Genomic DNA, 15,749 nt, shown 5'->3' with positions numbered 1-15,749 from the left:
AACAAATGAACGATAAGATTTATAAGTTCGGTGCAATATCGTTTATTTTTTCAGGGTTTTTATTTCTTTCTTACTTTATCCTTTCGAACTTAGTTCCTGTTGCACCTTCCGATAAATTATTGTTAAATGACTGGATTGAAGAATGGAAATTTTTCATTCAAATGATGGATGAATTGCTTATTTTCGCTACTGTCTTTCTGATGCCATCCATCTATGTCATTGCCAGGATTCTGAATGCAAATCACTCTCCCTTGGCATTGATAGCCAGTTTTATATTTATGTTTTTGATCGTTCCCATCTTTATTCTCATTGATTTGTTAGTGGGTCGCTTGGTTTATCCGGTTTTTAACTATCAGATGTCCAATGATATTATTTTGTTTATCTTAAGCCTTTCTGTAGGTTCGATGCACTGCATTTCCCTTTTACTTTCTATCTCGATTTTTCTTTTTACTCTTTCTTTTCGAAATCAATACCACGACATCTTTCTCATCATAATAGGTGTATTGACATCTATCTGCCAGATCGTCGGTGCTTATCCTTGGCTAATCAACTCAAAATTGAATCTAATCTGCCAATTATCATTTCCGATTTGGCTCATCTATATCGGAATTTTACTATTAATAAAAAAAAAGATCTTTTTACAGACATCGAAAACAACAATATGATAAAAGAAGATATATAGGAAGCAGCCGGAAATGTATGATGCTACCTATATATGATAGTTTTTAATGCGCGTTAGTTTCCGATCTTTGCCAGTAATTTTACCATTTCGGAACCTACTTTTTTCGCAGACTGAGGATTCTGACCTGTGATCAAACGCTCATCAACTTCCACATGTTCTTTCCATGGCGCTGACTTTTTATAAATCCCTCCTCTTTCCTTCAGCTTTTCTTCCAATAGAAAAGGAACAATATTTGTGAGTTTTACCGCTTCCTCTTCTTCATTTGTGAAACCGTTTACCTTTTTTCCTTCTATCAGATACTTTCCATTGGAAAGTTTCAAATTGATCAGCCCGGAAGGTCCGTGGCAAACGGCTGCAACGATTCCACCGGATTCATAGATCTCCGCAGCTTTTTTTCCAATCAAAGTGGAATCGGGAAAATCCCACATCGTACCATGTCCGCCCGCATAAAAAATGGCAACGTAATCTTTTGAGTTTACTTCTTCCGGTTTGAAAGAATGGGAAATCTTTTTTTGATAGATAGGATTTTCCCAAAACTCTTTATTGATCGGATCGTCGAGATCCTTTCCATCCACGGGAGAGAGTCCTCCTTTCGGACTGACAAAGTCGATTTCGTAACCTGCATTTTTTAGCTCCTTCCAAGGATGACTCACTTCTCCCAGATAATACCCTGTAGGCGAACCGGAACTTCCTTTCACCCCGTGACTTGTAATTACAAACAATATTTTCTTCATTCTATTTTTGCTCCCTGTCTCCGCAGATAACCCCATGTTAAGGAAAAATATTCCTAAAAAGATCCATTTGATCATTTTCATTTTTGACCTATCCTCGCTTTCGGGAAAATATCCCGGTCTTTAAGTATCTATTCTTTCGTGTTTATTTTAAAAGCAAGCAAAGCAATATATAAAAAAAACAATGGTGTTTATAGATCAGTATAAAAATATTTATATTAATATATGATAAATCTGGAACTGTATCGGACTTTTTTCACCATTTATCGGGAAGGCACTCTCACCCGCGCCGCTCAAGTATTGCTTATGACTCAACCGGGTGTCAGCCAACAACTTCAAAGTCTGGAGAATTATACCGGCAAACAGTTGTTTGAGAGAACTAGTCGCAAAATGATTCCTACGGAGTATGGGAAAATTCTCTATTCGCAAATTGTAGGCCCGTTGGAAAGATTGAACGGGATAGAAAACGAATTCAGAAAGACCAATCTGAAAAAAGAGACGACTATCCGACTCGGAAGTCCTATTGAATTTTATTCGGAGTATCTTCTTTCTCTTTTTACCAGACCTGATTTCGACTTTCAAGTCAGCTTCGGAATTGTTACCGAGCTCATTGATAAATTGAAAAAAGAAGAAATTCAATTGGCCATTGTCAGCCAAAAGATACAGGATCCGGAGATCGAATATGAAACATTCACGGAAGAAAAGTTTATTTTGGTAGGGTCGCCGAAATTGAATAGATCCGATTTTCCGGGAAAAAACAAGTCGGGCAGGGACTGGGATTTGGAAAAGGAAAAATGGTTATCCGGGCAAAATTGGTATGTTTACAGCTCTGATCTTGCGATTGTTCGTAGATTCTGGAAAGAAAATTTTCAGAAAAGACCGTCTATCAAACCCAAGTTGGTCTTACCGAATTTGAAATTGATATGCGAGAGTTTACTGTTAGGTGAAGGGGTAAGTGTTTTGCCTTCCTATCTTTTCAGAAAGAAAAAACAGAATTATGTATGGTTTCCCGAATTTAGAGAAGCAACGAATACTTTGTATTTCGCTTCTTTGGCCGGATCAAAGGAAAAAAATCGGGATACCAAATCTCAAATCATCAAGATGGTAGAGAAAGAAAAGGTTTAATTATCTTTTCCAGTGAATGCATTCACCGGGGCATTCGTCCATTTCTTTCTGTACTTTTTTAACCTCGTCTTCAGGAATGACAGCATCATTGATGAATTCTCCTCCGATATGAGTTTGGGAGAGATCGTCTTCATCCATCATAAAGTATTTGGGAAAATTATCAGCGCATTGATTGCAGGAAGTGCAATTGTCTTTGTCTACATAAGCTTTTTTCATATCTATCAATTCGGATCCTCCGATTTTAATTTATAAATGAGTATCGTACTTACAAACACCAATGTAAAACCGTTGGCGAGTATGATCGGCATATCCGAAATCAAAATTCCATAGAAGAACCAGAGTAAAACTCCCAAGCCCAGAAGGATGTACATATTTCTGGAAATATCCCTGGTTTGTTTGGTCAGTATCACCCGAAGCACCTGCGGCAAAAACGACAAGGTAGTGAATATCGCCGCTATGTATCCTAGAATCACTTCCATACTATTTTTTGTATTCCCGACTCACTATAGTTTTGACTCCTCCGCGGATATTGTAGTCGCCGATCACTTTTAAATAATTGGGATCGACCGCTTGAATCAGATCTTCCAGAATTTTATTGACTACATTTTCATGAAAAATCCCTACATTTCGAAATGCCAGAACGTATTCTTTGAGAGATTTCAGTTCGATGCACTTTTCGTTGGGGGAATACTCTATGAAAATGGTTCCAAAGTCTGGCAAACCTGTTTTGGGGCATACTGCCGTGAATTCAGGGATGGTGAATTCGATTTTATATTCCCTACCTGAGTAGACATTGGCAAACCATTCGATTTCCGGGGTCTTCCAGGAGGGGATGTGGTCTTGTTTGTCCTCGTAGAGAGAAACGGATTTTTTTTCCGACATTTGTTTACCCTGGCATTTGCAAAATTATTTTGGAACCATCCCATGAAAAGTGATAAAAAAATCGCGGTTATTGATTTCGGCAGCCAATACACACATTTACTTGCTTCTAGAATTCGCAGGCTAGGAGCTTACACGGAAATCCTAAGCAATGAAGAACCACTCTCGGTTTATTCCTCTTATGCAGGCCTCGTATTATCGGGAGGTCCTTCCAGTGTTTATGAAGAAGGCGCACCGTTACTGCCCAAAGAGTTTTTTCAACTCACAGTTCCCATCCTGGGAATTTGTTACGGCCATCAACTTTTGATGAAAACCTTAGGAGGAGAAGTCGTTTCCTCTTCCAGCAAAGAATATGGTCCCGCTACCCTTAACTTGGTTTCCGGTAAAAAATCAAAACTAACGGAAAAAGTTTCCGTTCATTCCAAAGTTTGGATGAGTCATGGAGATGAAGTTACAAAACTCCCGGACGGATTTGAGATTATGGGAGATTCGGATAATTGTCGTTATGCTTTCGTTTCCGACGAATCCAGAAATTACTTTGGAATCCAATTTCATCCTGAAGTGACCCATTCCGAAGAAGGGGAAACTATACTTGGAAATTTCATCCGGATTTGCGGACTTGCCAATTCATGGAATTTGACTTCCTTTCTTGAAAGGGAGATAGACATTCTTAAGAAAAAAGTTCCTACCGATAAAAACGTATTTTTACTCGTTTCGGGAGGTGTCGATTCATCCGTCGCCTATTTATTATTAGCCAAAGCTTTGGGTAAAGACAGAGTGAAGGGATTACTTGTTGACACCGGTTTTATGCGAAAGAACGAAGTGAGCGGACTTAAGGAAAATTTGGACAAACTGGGATTTGATCTGACCGTCTGGGATGAGAGCTCCGAATTTTATCGACTCCTGGCCGACAAGTCGGAACCTGAGGAAAAAAGAAAGATAGTAGGAGATCAGTTTTTAGAAGCACAGTCCAAAGCTATCGATTCCTTAGGATTGGATTCCGAAAATTGGATTTTGGGACAAGGAACGATTTATCCCGATACGATCGAATCCGGCGGAACCAAACATTCCCATAAAATCAAAACCCATCACAATAGAGTACCCGCCATTCAGAAGCTGATCGAATCGGGGAAAATCATAGAGCCCATCGCCGAACTGTACAAAGACGAAGTTCGATCGCTCGGAAAACTATTGGGGTTACCCGATCTTTGGATTGAAAGACATCCTTTTCCGGGACCTGGGCTTGTGGTACGGATGATTGCATCTCAGGAAACCAAAGATAAAGAGGGGGAAAGGGAAGCACTCTCTTTGGCAAAGGGTTTGGATCCTAACGCGAACGTAGGTGTTTTACCCATTCAATCCGTGGGAGTGCAGGGAGACCAAAGAAGTTACGCTCACTGTGCGGTACTGAATGATTTTACCAAAGATTGGAAACAGTTGGAAGATCTCTCCATTCAAATTACAAACGGGATCAAGACGATTAACAGGGTTGTTTTTGCTCCGGATCTATCAATTCTTCCTGAGAGATTTTTTTATAACCGGATCAAAATGGACAAATTTCACTCCGATTTGCTCAGGGATGCGGATTCCATTGTAACGGAACATCTCTACAAGGAAAAAATCCATACAAAGATTTGGCAGATGCCTGTGGTACTTGTTCCTGTGGGGCTCCGGCCTGATAGTTTCGGAATTGTTCTGCGCCCCGTAGAATCTCAGGAAGCGATGACTGCCAATTTTTACCAAATGGATCGTGATATTCTTAGTCGCATAACAAGTGAAATACTGAAAATAACTAGTATCTCACTTGTGCTCTACGATCTAACTCATAAACCACCCGGTACGATTGAGTGGGAATAGTTTAAGGAAGTAGTATCCAAAGGATCGCCATCGTTCCCATGGCGATTTCCGGAAAACGGCGGTCAAAGAAGGACTTAGGTTCTTCTTTTTTCTCTTCCGGTCCGGTGCCGGTCACTGCCGCCTCTTTCGTTTCTTCTTTTTTATTCGAACCGAACATTCTGGAAAAGAAACCGGGTTTTTCCGCAGGCTTCGCATCTTCCCAAACTACAGGAGATGTAACAACTGTAATTTGATTCTTTTTAAACGTTTGTTTGGTTCCATCCTTTGATTCCACTAGGACTTCCGAAGGACTCGGGTTGGATGTCTTTACATTTTCAATCAACTGTTTGGAAGCTTTGATCGTGACCGAATCAGCATAAAGCGAAGAAACCAAAAAGGAAAAAAGCAAAGTATAAAGTAAATTTCGATTCATACCATCTACAAAGAGGGAACTTGTTTCTCTCGCAAATGGATTTCTTTCCGAATTATTACATTCAGGTTAAAATGTGGGAGTTAATTGCATTTGACAGGGGGCTTCGAAATTTTAGCCTATCCAAAGTCCCTATGACAAAGGGCGTCGTGGCCAAGTGGTAAGGCATGGCTCTGCAAAAGCTTGACCGCCGGTTCGAATCCGGCCGACGCCTCCATATGATTTCTTTTCCCTTGACTTTGGGACATTAGAAAAAATCATAACTTTAGGCAAAACTGCCTGGATGGTGGAACTGGTAGACACACAGGACTTAAAATCCTGTGGGAGTAATCCCGTGCGGGTTCGATTCCCGCTCCAGGTAAGATGTTTTCCTTCTTTATTCCCCGCAATTTTCACTGATTTTTATCTTAGGGATCAATTTCTGCGCAAGTTTTTCCTTTTCATTCTTCCAAATATATTCAATCCCGAAATCTAAAAAGTAAATCTCTTCCGAATTTGAAAATAGAATATTAGAAAATTCGAATTTGTTTTCTCCTTTTTGCAGTGGGAATTTTTTCTCGGAAAGAACTCTTTCCGAATGTGCTTTGTATTTTTGGTCTTGGTCGAAACTTTCTCTTTCTCTTAACTCGATTTTTACCTCGTCCGGAAAAATTCCCTCCGAATGATCCGGTAGATCGATTTGGAGGGAATAAGGTTCGTCCCTTTTCTTCTTTTTTCCGTTCAAATTGGCGAAATGACTGAGGCAACCTTCCAGTTTGAAATAAAAGAAATTGTCTTCCGAATGGGGGAGCATCTGCATATTGCCACCTATCGTTTTTTGTGCGATAGGTGATAAAAAGTTATTCGCATCTCTTGTTCTGTGAAGAAATAATTCGTCTTCCTTTGTTTTTGTGCCAAGATAGATCAGACTTAATGAAATAAGTAAGGGAAACAAAATAAATAAAACGAAATGTTTCAGTTTTGTTTGGAAAGGAATGTTTGTAGTGTTCCCAGGGATGAGTGCCAGAATGCCTAAAAACGGAAGCATGACCTCGTCATCTAACAGATAACATTGAAAAAAACCTGCAATGAAAACGGAATAAACACCCAAATACTGTCCGAAATGTTTCGGGTTTCGCAAAAACGAAATCAGAATTTGAATCCATAAAAAAAGAAATAATACCGCCGCTACAACACCTCCCAAGCTTACAAAATGTAAAAAATCATGATGTGCATGGGATTTTGGCGTAATGGAAATTTCATAATACAGATAAGGTTTTTTCTCTATCAGATCCAGATAGGAAGACTCGAATTCCTTTTTATAATTCCCTGCGCCCACTCCGAAATAGGGATGGGTTTCGATTATATTTCTGGTTCCTTTGTGAATCCATACTCTTTGGTTTTCCAAAGTTTGTTTCGTAAATAATTGATCTATAGATCTTTGAAAAAGCCAATTGGATCTGTATAAGACAAAAAAAACAATAAGGAATAGTGAGCTAGCGAATATAATGCGAATGTAAAATTTCCCGAGAAATCTGCAGATTGATTCCCAATTGATTTTACTTTTGACAGATAGATAAAAAATCAAGGAAACGGAGAGACCGATCCAAATCGAACGGCTTTGGTTTAAAAATAATAGTAAAATTCCCGAGGAGGAAAGAACCAAATGAAAAAGGACTACCCAGGCAAACTTTCCTTTCCGTAATTTTTTTAATTTTAAAAGTCGAAAGGTTTTTAGGATTAAAAACGGAAGAAACAAAGACAATAGCCCGCCGTATGTTAGGTGGGTGTTCTGGAATCCGATCGGCAGATAGATCGGTATACCTAGAATAGGAAGGTGTCCGATGAGATGTGGGAGTCTTTTCCCATCCAGATATTGAAATCCGTCCATTACGAAACTTGCCAACCGGTAGGGAAAAACAGCGGAAATTAGTCCGGAGAGAATTAAGAAGCAGGCACCTATCTGAACGAATCGCCTAATTTTCGTTTTGTCCTGATTCGGTTGGCTTTGTAAAACCGGCAAGATTAAAAACATCCAAAAATCGCTGAATTCGGAATGAGTGAGAACTTTCTTCCATTCTGGGAAGTTTTCGATGCCGGATAAAAAGCGAATTCCAAAGATCCAAAGATAGATTCCGATTCCAATCCAGAAAATAGGAATGTCCCTCGGCTTTGGGAATCGAAAAACCAATACAAAACAAAGCAAGGAAAGTATGGCGGAGATTTGAGAGACCGATACGGAAAAAGGAACTGCGACCCAAAACAAAGAGAGAAAAACTACAGTGAGCTTTTGAAATGTTTCTTTCCTAGACATGCTTGGTTGGGAACTTAGGATGGTGGCAGTGTTTGGCAAACCAAAAAGAAAACTTTCCCTTGCGATCATCACTTTTAACGAAGAGAAAAATATCCAAGCCTGTATTGATTCCATAAAGTCAATCGCAGACGAAATTGTGATCTTGGATTCTTTTAGTACGGATAAAACAAAATCCATCTCCAAAAAAAACCCGAAAGTCCGTTTTTTTGAAAACTCTTTCCAGGGACATGTGGAACAAAAAAACCTGGCTATTTCTTACTGCAAACACGAATGGGTTTTATCTTTGGATGCGGACGAAAGGGCGAGTGAAGAATTACAAAAATCGATTCTCTCTTTTTTGGAAAAAGATGAGGTGACTGAAGACGGTTTTCAGATCGCAAGGTTAACACATCATATGGGGCGTTGGATTTATCACAGCGGTTGGTATCCTCAAAGGCGTTTCAGGCTGTTTCGAAAAGATAAGGCAGTATGGGTGGGAGAAAATCCTCATGATTTTATCGAATTGAAAGATTCTTCCAAAGGAGGAGTTTTACAAGGAGATATACTTCATTATAGTTTTCTCGATTTCTCCCATCAAATCACAACTATCAATCAATTTTCTTCTATTGTTTCTTATACCCGTTATGCGAAGGGTAATTCTTTTTCCCTCATCAAATCCATTTTGAAGCCGATCGGAAAATTTATTGAAATCTATATTATGAAACGGGGATTTTTGGACGGAATTCCGGGACTATATATTGCCTTAGCATCCTCTTTTTCCACATTTTTGAAATATGCAAAGGTATACGAATTGGAAAAGAAGTTCATCGAAAAACCGTCTAATATGAGAAAGGATTATGGCGAAAAAAAATAAACCTTCTCTTTGGAGTCGCATTCTTTCCTCAGTATTCGGTTCCGATTCGAAATCGGAAATCGTAAAAACCAGAAAGAAAGAGCCGCAACATTTTAATCTGGAATGGAAGATCGCTCACGATAAATACAAAGATCTTCTTCTCACCAAACAGATAGAAACCGGTTTGGTTGTGGAAAGAAAAGGGTATAAGTTGCACAAAACGAATGATAGGTTGTTTCGTTTGGAAGGAGAAAATTTTTCCGTTGTTATCGCTACGGGAAATTCTCTTTATCCCAATAAGGATGGAAAAACCACCGGGATACTTTTTGTAGACGAAGGGGAATTGAACCAGGCGATTCAGGCCGATTTTTCCCAATTGGAAGGCTTTCTCGATCGTGTGAGTATTCCCAAAACCGATACTGGAGTTCTTTCCAATTCATCAAAGGTGAAGGACTGGAAAATGATTTTGACTTGGGATCTATTTTGGAAAGAACAATTATTATTACAGATTTCTCCGAATAATATGGCGCTCATTATATTGGCATTAGGTGAAGACGGACGTAAGTTTTTCGAGTCGGTTGCGACTGACCGTCAGAAAAAATTGGTAAGAGATGAATTCTTTTTTCTAAACCAGGGCAAAATATCATCTACGGACAATCCTCATGGAAAAAACAAAAACCTATTCGGATTCGGTGCTGCCATGCGCGAATTTTCCGACAAGATAACCTTAATACAGAATAAAATGGAAAAAGAAAATGAATCATAATACTTTAATAACTTCGCATATAGAGGATTCCATTCGGACAAAACAATCGGTTTTGGAATCGTTGATTCCTTCCATCGAGGCTGCGGGCAAGTTAGCGGTTGAGAGTTTGAATTCCGGAGGAATGTTGTATTTTTGCGGAAACGGCGGGTCCAGTTGCGACGCTTCCCATATTGCTGCGGAGCTTGTGATTCGTTACAAGTCGGGTAACGAAAGAAAGGCGATTCCTGCCATTGCACTCAATGCGGATCAGGCGGTTCTAACCGCATGTTCCAACGATTACGGATATGAACATATTTTCAAAAGACAACTGGAAGCATTCGGCAAACCGAACGATTTGTTCGTGGGTCTTACCACTTCCGGAAATTCCAAAAACATCTTACTTGCTTTGGATGAAGCAAAAAGAATAGGAATGAAATCTTTATTACTTTTGGGTGGTGACGGTGGAAAAGCAAAAGGTCTTGCCACTCGGGAAATCATAGTTCCCTCGAATGTAACTGCAAGAATCCAGGAATCCCATATTCTGATCGGTCATATACTTTGCAGTATCATAGAAAAGGAACTTTTTGGATTGGACTAAAAAATGTCTAACCCTCTCGTTTCCATCCGGTCTGCCAATCTATTCACTCCGAATGGAACTAGGATTTGGAAGGATTTAAACTGGGACTTATTTTCTTCCGAGATTCACGCATTGATCGGAGAGTCAGGTTCCGGAAAAACCACACTCGCCTATTCTTTGTTCGGTTTACTTGGAGAAGGTTGGAAGTATGATTTTTCGCATTGGGATGTTTTAGGACATGATCTTTCCTATTGGTCCGGTCCATTCGGAGAAGAACTGAGAGGTAGATCTATTTTTTTAGTCCCACAAAATCCGAATCTTGCATTTCATCCCTATCGAAAGATAAAAGACCAGGTGATCGACTTTTTCCGATTGGGGCTTAGAAGCTCAAAAGATCCTAGAGAGATTCTGGAACTTTGGGAAGAGATGGGGATCACCCGTCCGGAAGAAAAATGGAATTCCTATGCAAATGGACTTTCCGGGGGAGAAAAACAAAGAATTTGTCTATCTTTGGCACTTCTGGGGGACTATCGTATTTTGGTATTAGATGAACCGACTACCGGCCTGGATGCAAATACCGAAAAATGGGCGCTTCGGGCCATCCGAAGGAAGGTAGAGGAAAGTGATCTCGGAGTCATTTTTATTTCCCATGACCTAAGGATCGTCGAAAGTATGGCCTCCCGGATTACGATAATGAAAGAAGGGAGTACAATTGAAAGCTTCCCCATCAAGGACAGAAAAATTGAACCGACTACGGAATATGGTAAGGAATTGGAAAAGGCAAGACGGTTCTTTTTGTAAGTCTAGGTTCGTTCTTATTTTTCTATCTCTCTGTTTCGGAGGAGAGGTTTTTGCTGAAAAAAGATTTCAAATCATCGATTGGGATGTTTCCGGATATCCTGAAATCCAAGTGGATTTAAAAACCAGAATTCCTTTTTCCGCTTCCGATTCGGAAATTCAGATTTTAGAAGATATTGCCGGTGCAAAGAAAGTAAGTACCAGTTATAAACTCACAACCGATTCGGAACCCACTCCCGTTCATTTTTATCTATCTATTCCCAGTTATGCGAATTGGGAAGAAAAAACCTGGCTGGTTCAATTTGCCGCCAATATTGCCTCCATTGCGGAAAAATCCCGGGGGAAATTCTTTCTCAACGTACAATCCGATGATCAGTTTTTATTTTACGAGGGAATTCCCGCCTCCAAACTATCTCCTTCTTTTTCCCTGCCCAAAGAAAAGGAGCCGAAATATCCTATCAGATCTTGGGAAAAGGTAATCGGAAGAATCCAATCCGATTCGAATGTTTCCAAAGTAATGATCGTTGTTAGCTTTCAGACGGATTGGATGGACAAATTCAGAATTGCCGAGTTCGCAAGAAAGGTAAATTCGGAAAACCTGGATTTTATCATCATCGCACCTACCACAATCGAAACAACGAAACTGGCAAGTTATGTGAAAGGAAAGTTTTATCCGATCACTAGACAAGAATCCTATATTGAACTTTACCAGGAATTGAACCATTTGATTTTACCGAAGGTAAGACTGGTTTATCTTTCTCCTTGGAATCTTTCCCTTTGGAAAAACAATGAAATACTAACTGATGTTATTATCGGAGAAGGGGATCGTTTGAGTTTTAAATATGAGATTTCCTTTTTGCATAGTTTTTACAGAAAAGCAAAAGATCCTCTCGTATTTTATCCGGTTCTTCTATTTTCCATCATACTTTGTCTTTCCGTTCTATATTTTTTAAGAGGATATTCTGCTCCTAACCTCCAGGAAAAAAAGGCTCCATCTCCACCGGAGAAAAAGAATATCCCGACGACGAAAGACTTTGAAAACGAAAGAAATAAAAACGAATTGGAAGTCTACGAACGGGTGTATGGCGATTCTTTGGAACGAGCCCGTGAAAACGAAATCATTTCCCAAATGATTGAAAGGGAAGAAGTCAGCGGGGAATCTTACTCCACGGCGGTTTTGATTTTGAAAGAAGGGGTATTTGCGGGAACGCAGTTCTCAATTCGATCCGACGAGGTTTTAATCGGGTCGGGGGAGGCTTGCGAAATCGTTTTACAGGATTCTCATATAGAGCCGGTCCATGCGAAAGTTAAGAAAGTAAGAGGCCGTTATCTTTTGTTCGATTGTGCATCCGAATCCGGAGTTAGTTTGAACGGCAAAAAATTATTACGTCCCAAAGCGCTTTTCGACTTGGATGAGATTAAAATCGGAAGGACTTTAATTTCCTTCCGGGGCAGATAATTGGATTGGAATTCTTCGGACGTATGTTATTCTAAATGAAGGCAAGAGATATGAAGATTGTTTTATTACTTCCGTTCATTTCTATTTTTTCTATCTTTTGTTCCGGAAAAACGGCAAACAGTAGTTCTGCGACTGCGTTGCTTCTTGCCAACGAATCCGGAGTAACCGGATGTACGATTGCCGGCATAGGAAACCAAATCAAAGCGGGTTATACCGGAATTACCACCACCTCAGGTAAGGTTCAATTCAAATTGGTGGGTGATACTTATTATGCAGTTATGCAGATTACGGGAGCACAGATCGCCACGAACGTAGTCTTCAACCAGGATATTAACATGTCCGTTTACTCTTCTTCCAGTTGTCCTCTGAAGTTGGACACAGACCCTCTTACAAAGGACGGAACCGAATACACCCGAACCGTAAGTAATGGTGCGACTACGTTTGCCTTTCTCAAAGCCGGCAGTTATTTATTCTATCTTTATCAAAAACAAAACCCTGACAACGCACCACTGACTGTGATTACAACGGGAACCCCGGTGCAATCCCTCTCCGGAGGAAGCCTTACGGATCTTTTGAATGGTAATTCGTCGACTACTTTTAAATTCGCTTGTGACAATCCGAGTACAGGGATCTGCCAGAATTACTACGGATCTTTCACAGATTGTTTGTCCGGAGGAACCAAACAGACTGCAAAATGTACGGAGGATGCGACTGTAGTTGGTTCATGCAAATTGAAACAATCAGGTATCGGTGCGATTATTTCCGTTTATAAGCCGCCACTGGTTTTGGCCACCGCCACTTCCGCCTGTTCCTCCCCCGGAACTTTCCAAGCAGGCACTTCCGTCCAAACTCCTTAGTTTGCTCGGATCTGTTTTCAAATTCTCTGGACGCATTACCCCTAGTCTAAGGTATGACTATGGTAGGGGACCTTTCGCATGAAAACGATGTTTGAGAAAATTTGGAACGACCATCTTGTCGATGAGGAGAATGGAACTTGCATTATTTATATAGATCGTCACCTCGTCCATGAAGTCACAAGCCCGCAGGCTTTCGAAAATTTAAAATTAACAAATAGGAAGGTGCGTCGTCCCGATGCGACTTTCGCTACTATGGATCATAATGTTTCCACTCGTTCCAAAGATTGGAAGACGGCAGATCCTATCTCCGTTTTGCAGATGCAAACCTTGATGGACAACTGCAAAGAAAACGGAATCGCTCTTTTTGATACAAATCATCCTGACAACGGAATCGTTCACGTAGTTGCTCCGGAACTAGGGATCACTCACCCCGGTTTAACAATTGTTTGTGGAGATTCCCACACAGCCACTCACGGAGCATTCGGAGCACTTGCTTTCGGAATCGGAACATCCGAGGTGGAACATGTCCTTGCTACCCAAACCTTAGTTCAGAAAAAACCTAAAACTTTGGAGATTCGGGTGGATGGCAAACTTTCTCCGTTGGTCTCTGCAAAAGACATTGTTCTTGCTATCATTGGAAAAATCGGAACCGACGGTGCGACCGGTTATGTAATCGAATTTACGGGAGAGGCAATCCGAGCACTTTCCATGGAAGGTCGTATGACGATCTGCAATATGGCGATTGAAGCGGGAGCCCGCGCAGGACTTATTTCTCCTGATGATACTACTATTTCTTATCTGGAAGGCAGAGACTATTCTCCGAAAGGAGAGGAATGGACCAAAGCGGTCGCCAAATGGAGGTCATACGCTACTGACCCTGGTGCCAAATTCGATAAGACAGTTGTTTTGAATGCAAATGAAATTGCACCGATGGTATCTTGGGGAACTTCTCCTGGACAAGTGGTTCCTGTAACCGCTCAAGTTCCCGGCCCGAATGATTTTACGGATCCGATTCAGAAAAAATCGGCGGAATCGGCGCTCGCCTATATGGGGTTAAATGCAGGTCAGAAAATTTCCGAGATTCAGGTAAATAAAGTATTTATAGGTTCTTGTACCAATTCGCGCATAGAAGATTTGCGGGTGGTTGCGAACACAGTGAAGGGTAAAAAAGTGAGTAGCACTGTAGAAGCGATCATCGTACCCGGCTCCGGTAGAGTGAAACGCCAAGCGGAAAAGGAAGGACTAGACAGGATTTTCCTCGAAGCGGGTTTTCAATGGAGAAATCCGGGATGTTCCATGTGCCTCGCTATGAATGATGATGTACTTTCTCCGGGAGACAGATGTGCCTCCACTTCCAATCGTAACTTCGAAGGAAGACAAGGAAAGGGCGGACGAACCCATCTAGTAGGGCCTGCAATGGCAGCAGCCACTGCGATCGAAGGCCACTTCGTAGATATCAGAGACTGGAAATAAGGAAAAATTCATGAAAGCATTCACCGTTTTAAATGGAATCGCAGGATTACTGGACAAAGCAAACGTAGATACGGATCAGATCATCCCGAAACAATTTTTAAGAAAAATCGAACGCTCCGGATTCGGTAAACATTTGTTTCATGACTGGAGATTTTTGGACGATGCGGGCGAAAAACCGAATCCTGAATTTGTTTTGAATTTACCCCGTTACCAAGGTGCAACCATTCTTGTTACCCGCGATAATTTCGGATGCGGTTCTTCCCGAGAACATGCTCCTTGGGCTTTGGAGGATTACGGATTCCGTTCAATCATCGCCCCTTCATTTGCGGATATTTTCTTTAGCAATTGTTTTAAAAACGGAATGTTACCGATCGTTTTGGATGAATCCAAGGTAGAGGAGATCTTCCAAACCGTTTCTAAAAAAGAAGGGGCAAAGCTCACTGTCGATTTGGAAAAACAATTGGTATTCACGGAAGAAGGGAAATCGTATCCGTTTGAGGTTGATTCTTTCCGTAAACATTGTTTACTCAACGGTCTGGATGACATCGGGCTCACTCTTCAAAAAGCGGATAAAATTAAAAAATTTGAAGAATCGAATCAAAAAGATGTTCCCTGGCTGTATAGAAACGTAGTATAATATATTCCATTATGATAAAACGACTCATTCCTTTTTTAGCATTAGCATCAATTACAACGCTTTTTGCAGCAGACGACCTACTCATCCAAGATACGAAACTCGGTCTTGGAAAGGAAGCTCTTCGCGGAACAACCGTTAAGGTTCATTACACCGGAAAATTAACCAATGGAAAGGTATTTGATTCTTCCGTTGAGAGGGGAGAACCTTTCTCTTTTGATTTGGGTTCTGGGCAAGTGATCCAAGGTTGGGAAAAGGGAATCGTAGGAATGAAAGAAGGTGGAAAACGCAAATTGACTATCCCACCTAAATTCGGTTATGGTGCAAGAGCGGTCGGGCCCATCCCTGCGAATTCAACTCTGATTTTTGACGTCGAGCTGATCCAAGTAAAATAATCC

General features: G+C 40.7%; 18 protein-coding genes and 2 tRNA genes. 14 read left to right on the top strand and 6 right to left on the bottom strand.

From position 1 onward, the window contains the following. The first annotated feature begins 5 nt into the window (after positions 1–5). Positions 6–665 carry a hypothetical protein gene (locus DI077_RS09640; RefSeq protein ID WP_109019922.1) on the top strand — a complete coding sequence of 220 codons (660 nt, stop codon included), beginning with the start codon at positions 6–8 and terminating at the stop codon, positions 663–665. A 70-nt stretch (positions 666–735) separates the two neighbouring features. Here the strand turns inward: DI077_RS09640 and DI077_RS09635 are convergent, their stop codons facing one another. Beyond that, a complete protein-coding gene (locus DI077_RS09635) occupies positions 736–1,416 on the bottom strand; it encodes a type 1 glutamine amidotransferase domain-containing protein (RefSeq protein WP_109019999.1) in 681 nt (226 codons plus the stop codon). 222 nt (positions 1,417–1,638) lie between these two features. Between DI077_RS09635 and DI077_RS09630 the strand changes: the two genes are divergently transcribed. Next, a complete protein-coding gene (locus DI077_RS09630; protein WP_109019921.1) occupies positions 1,639–2,538 on the top strand; it encodes a LysR family transcriptional regulator in 900 nt (299 codons plus the stop codon). On the opposite strand, the gene DI077_RS09625 is transcribed toward DI077_RS09630, so the two are convergent. Genes DI077_RS09625 through queF form a run of 3 tightly spaced genes read right to left on the bottom strand, consistent with a single transcriptional unit; the run spans position 2,539 to position 3,420 of the window. Further along, positions 2,539–2,760 (bottom strand): ferredoxin, encoded by a 222-nt coding sequence (locus DI077_RS09625; RefSeq protein WP_174705633.1) that lies wholly within the window; start codon positions 2,758–2,760, stop codon positions 2,539–2,541. Further along, a complete protein-coding gene (locus tag DI077_RS09620; protein WP_109019919.1) occupies positions 2,760–3,017 on the bottom strand; it encodes a SemiSWEET transporter in 258 nt (85 codons plus the stop codon). Before DI077_RS09620 ends, DI077_RS09625 begins: the two co-directional genes overlap by 1 nt. A gap of 1 nt (position 3,018) precedes the next feature. Beyond that, the gene (gene queF, locus DI077_RS09615; RefSeq protein ID WP_109019918.1) at positions 3,019–3,420 is read right to left on the bottom strand and encodes a preQ(1) synthase; all 402 of its coding nucleotides are present in this window, start codon (positions 3,418–3,420) and stop codon (positions 3,019–3,021) included. A gap of 42 nt (positions 3,421–3,462) precedes the next feature. Here queF and guaA point away from each other — a divergent pair, with 42 nt between their 5' ends. Then, positions 3,463–5,274 carry a glutamine-hydrolyzing GMP synthase gene (guaA, locus tag DI077_RS09610; protein ID WP_109019998.1) on the top strand — a complete coding sequence of 604 codons (1,812 nt, stop codon included), beginning with the start codon at positions 3,463–3,465 and terminating at the stop codon, positions 5,272–5,274. 1 nt (position 5,275) lies between these two features. On the opposite strand, the gene DI077_RS09605 is transcribed toward guaA, so the two are convergent. After that, entirely contained in the window at positions 5,276–5,686 is a 411-nt protein-coding gene (locus DI077_RS09605) for an LIMLP_04285 family protein (protein WP_109019917.1), read from the bottom strand. Positions 5,687–5,826: 140 nt separating this feature from the next. Here DI077_RS09605 and DI077_RS09600 point away from each other — a divergent pair. Next, positions 5,827–5,900 (top strand) — tRNA-Cys (locus tag DI077_RS09600). 60 nt (positions 5,901–5,960) lie between these two features. Further along, positions 5,961–6,044, top strand: a tRNA-Leu gene (locus DI077_RS09595). A 15-nt stretch (positions 6,045–6,059) separates the two neighbouring features. Here DI077_RS09595 and DI077_RS09590 read toward each other — a convergent pair. After that, positions 6,060–8,015 (bottom strand): O-antigen ligase family protein, encoded by a 1,956-nt coding sequence (locus tag DI077_RS09590; RefSeq protein ID WP_242935150.1) that lies wholly within the window; start codon positions 8,013–8,015, stop codon positions 6,060–6,062. Between DI077_RS09590 and DI077_RS09585 the strand changes: the two genes are divergently transcribed. From DI077_RS09585 to DI077_RS09545, 9 genes are all read left to right on the top strand, one after another. Next, complete coding sequence (locus tag DI077_RS09585; protein ID WP_242935149.1) at positions 8,005–8,829, top strand: glycosyltransferase family 2 protein; 825 nt, start codon at positions 8,005–8,007, stop codon at positions 8,827–8,829. The two genes, DI077_RS09590 and DI077_RS09585, sit on opposite strands and share 11 nt — an antisense overlap. Next, positions 8,813–9,574, top strand: coding sequence for an LBBP_01157 family protein (locus tag DI077_RS09580; RefSeq protein WP_109019915.1), 762 nt, complete (start codon positions 8,813–8,815; stop codon positions 9,572–9,574). The genes DI077_RS09585 and DI077_RS09580 overlap by 17 nt, the downstream gene beginning before the upstream one ends. Then, positions 9,564–10,151: a D-sedoheptulose 7-phosphate isomerase gene (locus tag DI077_RS09575; protein ID WP_109019914.1), complete on the top strand. Its 588-nt coding sequence runs from the start codon at positions 9,564–9,566 to the stop codon at positions 10,149–10,151. The genes DI077_RS09580 and DI077_RS09575 overlap by 11 nt, the downstream gene beginning before the upstream one ends. A gap of 3 nt (positions 10,152–10,154) precedes the next feature. Next, on the top strand, positions 10,155–10,931 hold the full coding sequence (locus tag DI077_RS09570; RefSeq protein ID WP_109019913.1) for an ATP-binding cassette domain-containing protein: 777 nt from the start codon (positions 10,155–10,157) through the stop codon (positions 10,929–10,931). Continuing rightward, a complete protein-coding gene (locus DI077_RS09565) occupies positions 10,891–12,387 on the top strand; it encodes an FHA domain-containing protein (RefSeq protein ID WP_109019912.1) in 1,497 nt (498 codons plus the stop codon). Before DI077_RS09570 ends, DI077_RS09565 begins: the two co-directional genes overlap by 41 nt. A 50-nt stretch (positions 12,388–12,437) precedes the next feature. Then, positions 12,438–13,244: a hypothetical protein gene (locus DI077_RS09560; RefSeq protein WP_242935148.1), complete on the top strand. Its 807-nt coding sequence runs from the start codon at positions 12,438–12,440 to the stop codon at positions 13,242–13,244. Positions 13,245–13,322: 78 nt separating this feature from the next. Beyond that, the gene (leuC, locus tag DI077_RS09555) at positions 13,323–14,717 is read left to right on the top strand and encodes a 3-isopropylmalate dehydratase large subunit (protein ID WP_109019910.1); all 1,395 of its coding nucleotides are present in this window, start codon (positions 13,323–13,325) and stop codon (positions 14,715–14,717) included. A gap of 10 nt (positions 14,718–14,727) precedes the next feature. Then, a complete protein-coding gene (gene leuD, locus DI077_RS09550; RefSeq protein ID WP_109019909.1) occupies positions 14,728–15,354 on the top strand; it encodes a 3-isopropylmalate dehydratase small subunit in 627 nt (208 codons plus the stop codon). Between the two features lie 11 nt (positions 15,355–15,365). Then, positions 15,366–15,746, top strand: a complete 381-nt coding sequence (locus DI077_RS09545) for an FKBP-type peptidyl-prolyl cis-trans isomerase (RefSeq protein WP_109019908.1) — start codon at positions 15,366–15,368, stop codon at positions 15,744–15,746. The last annotated feature ends 3 nt before the right edge of the window (positions 15,747–15,749 follow it).

It is taken from the genome of Leptospira kobayashii, assembly GCF_003114835.2.
Taxonomy (GTDB): Bacteria; Spirochaetota; Leptospiria; order Leptospirales; family Leptospiraceae; genus Leptospira_A; species Leptospira_A kobayashii.
This window is presented reverse-complemented; position numbering and strand designations above follow the sequence as displayed.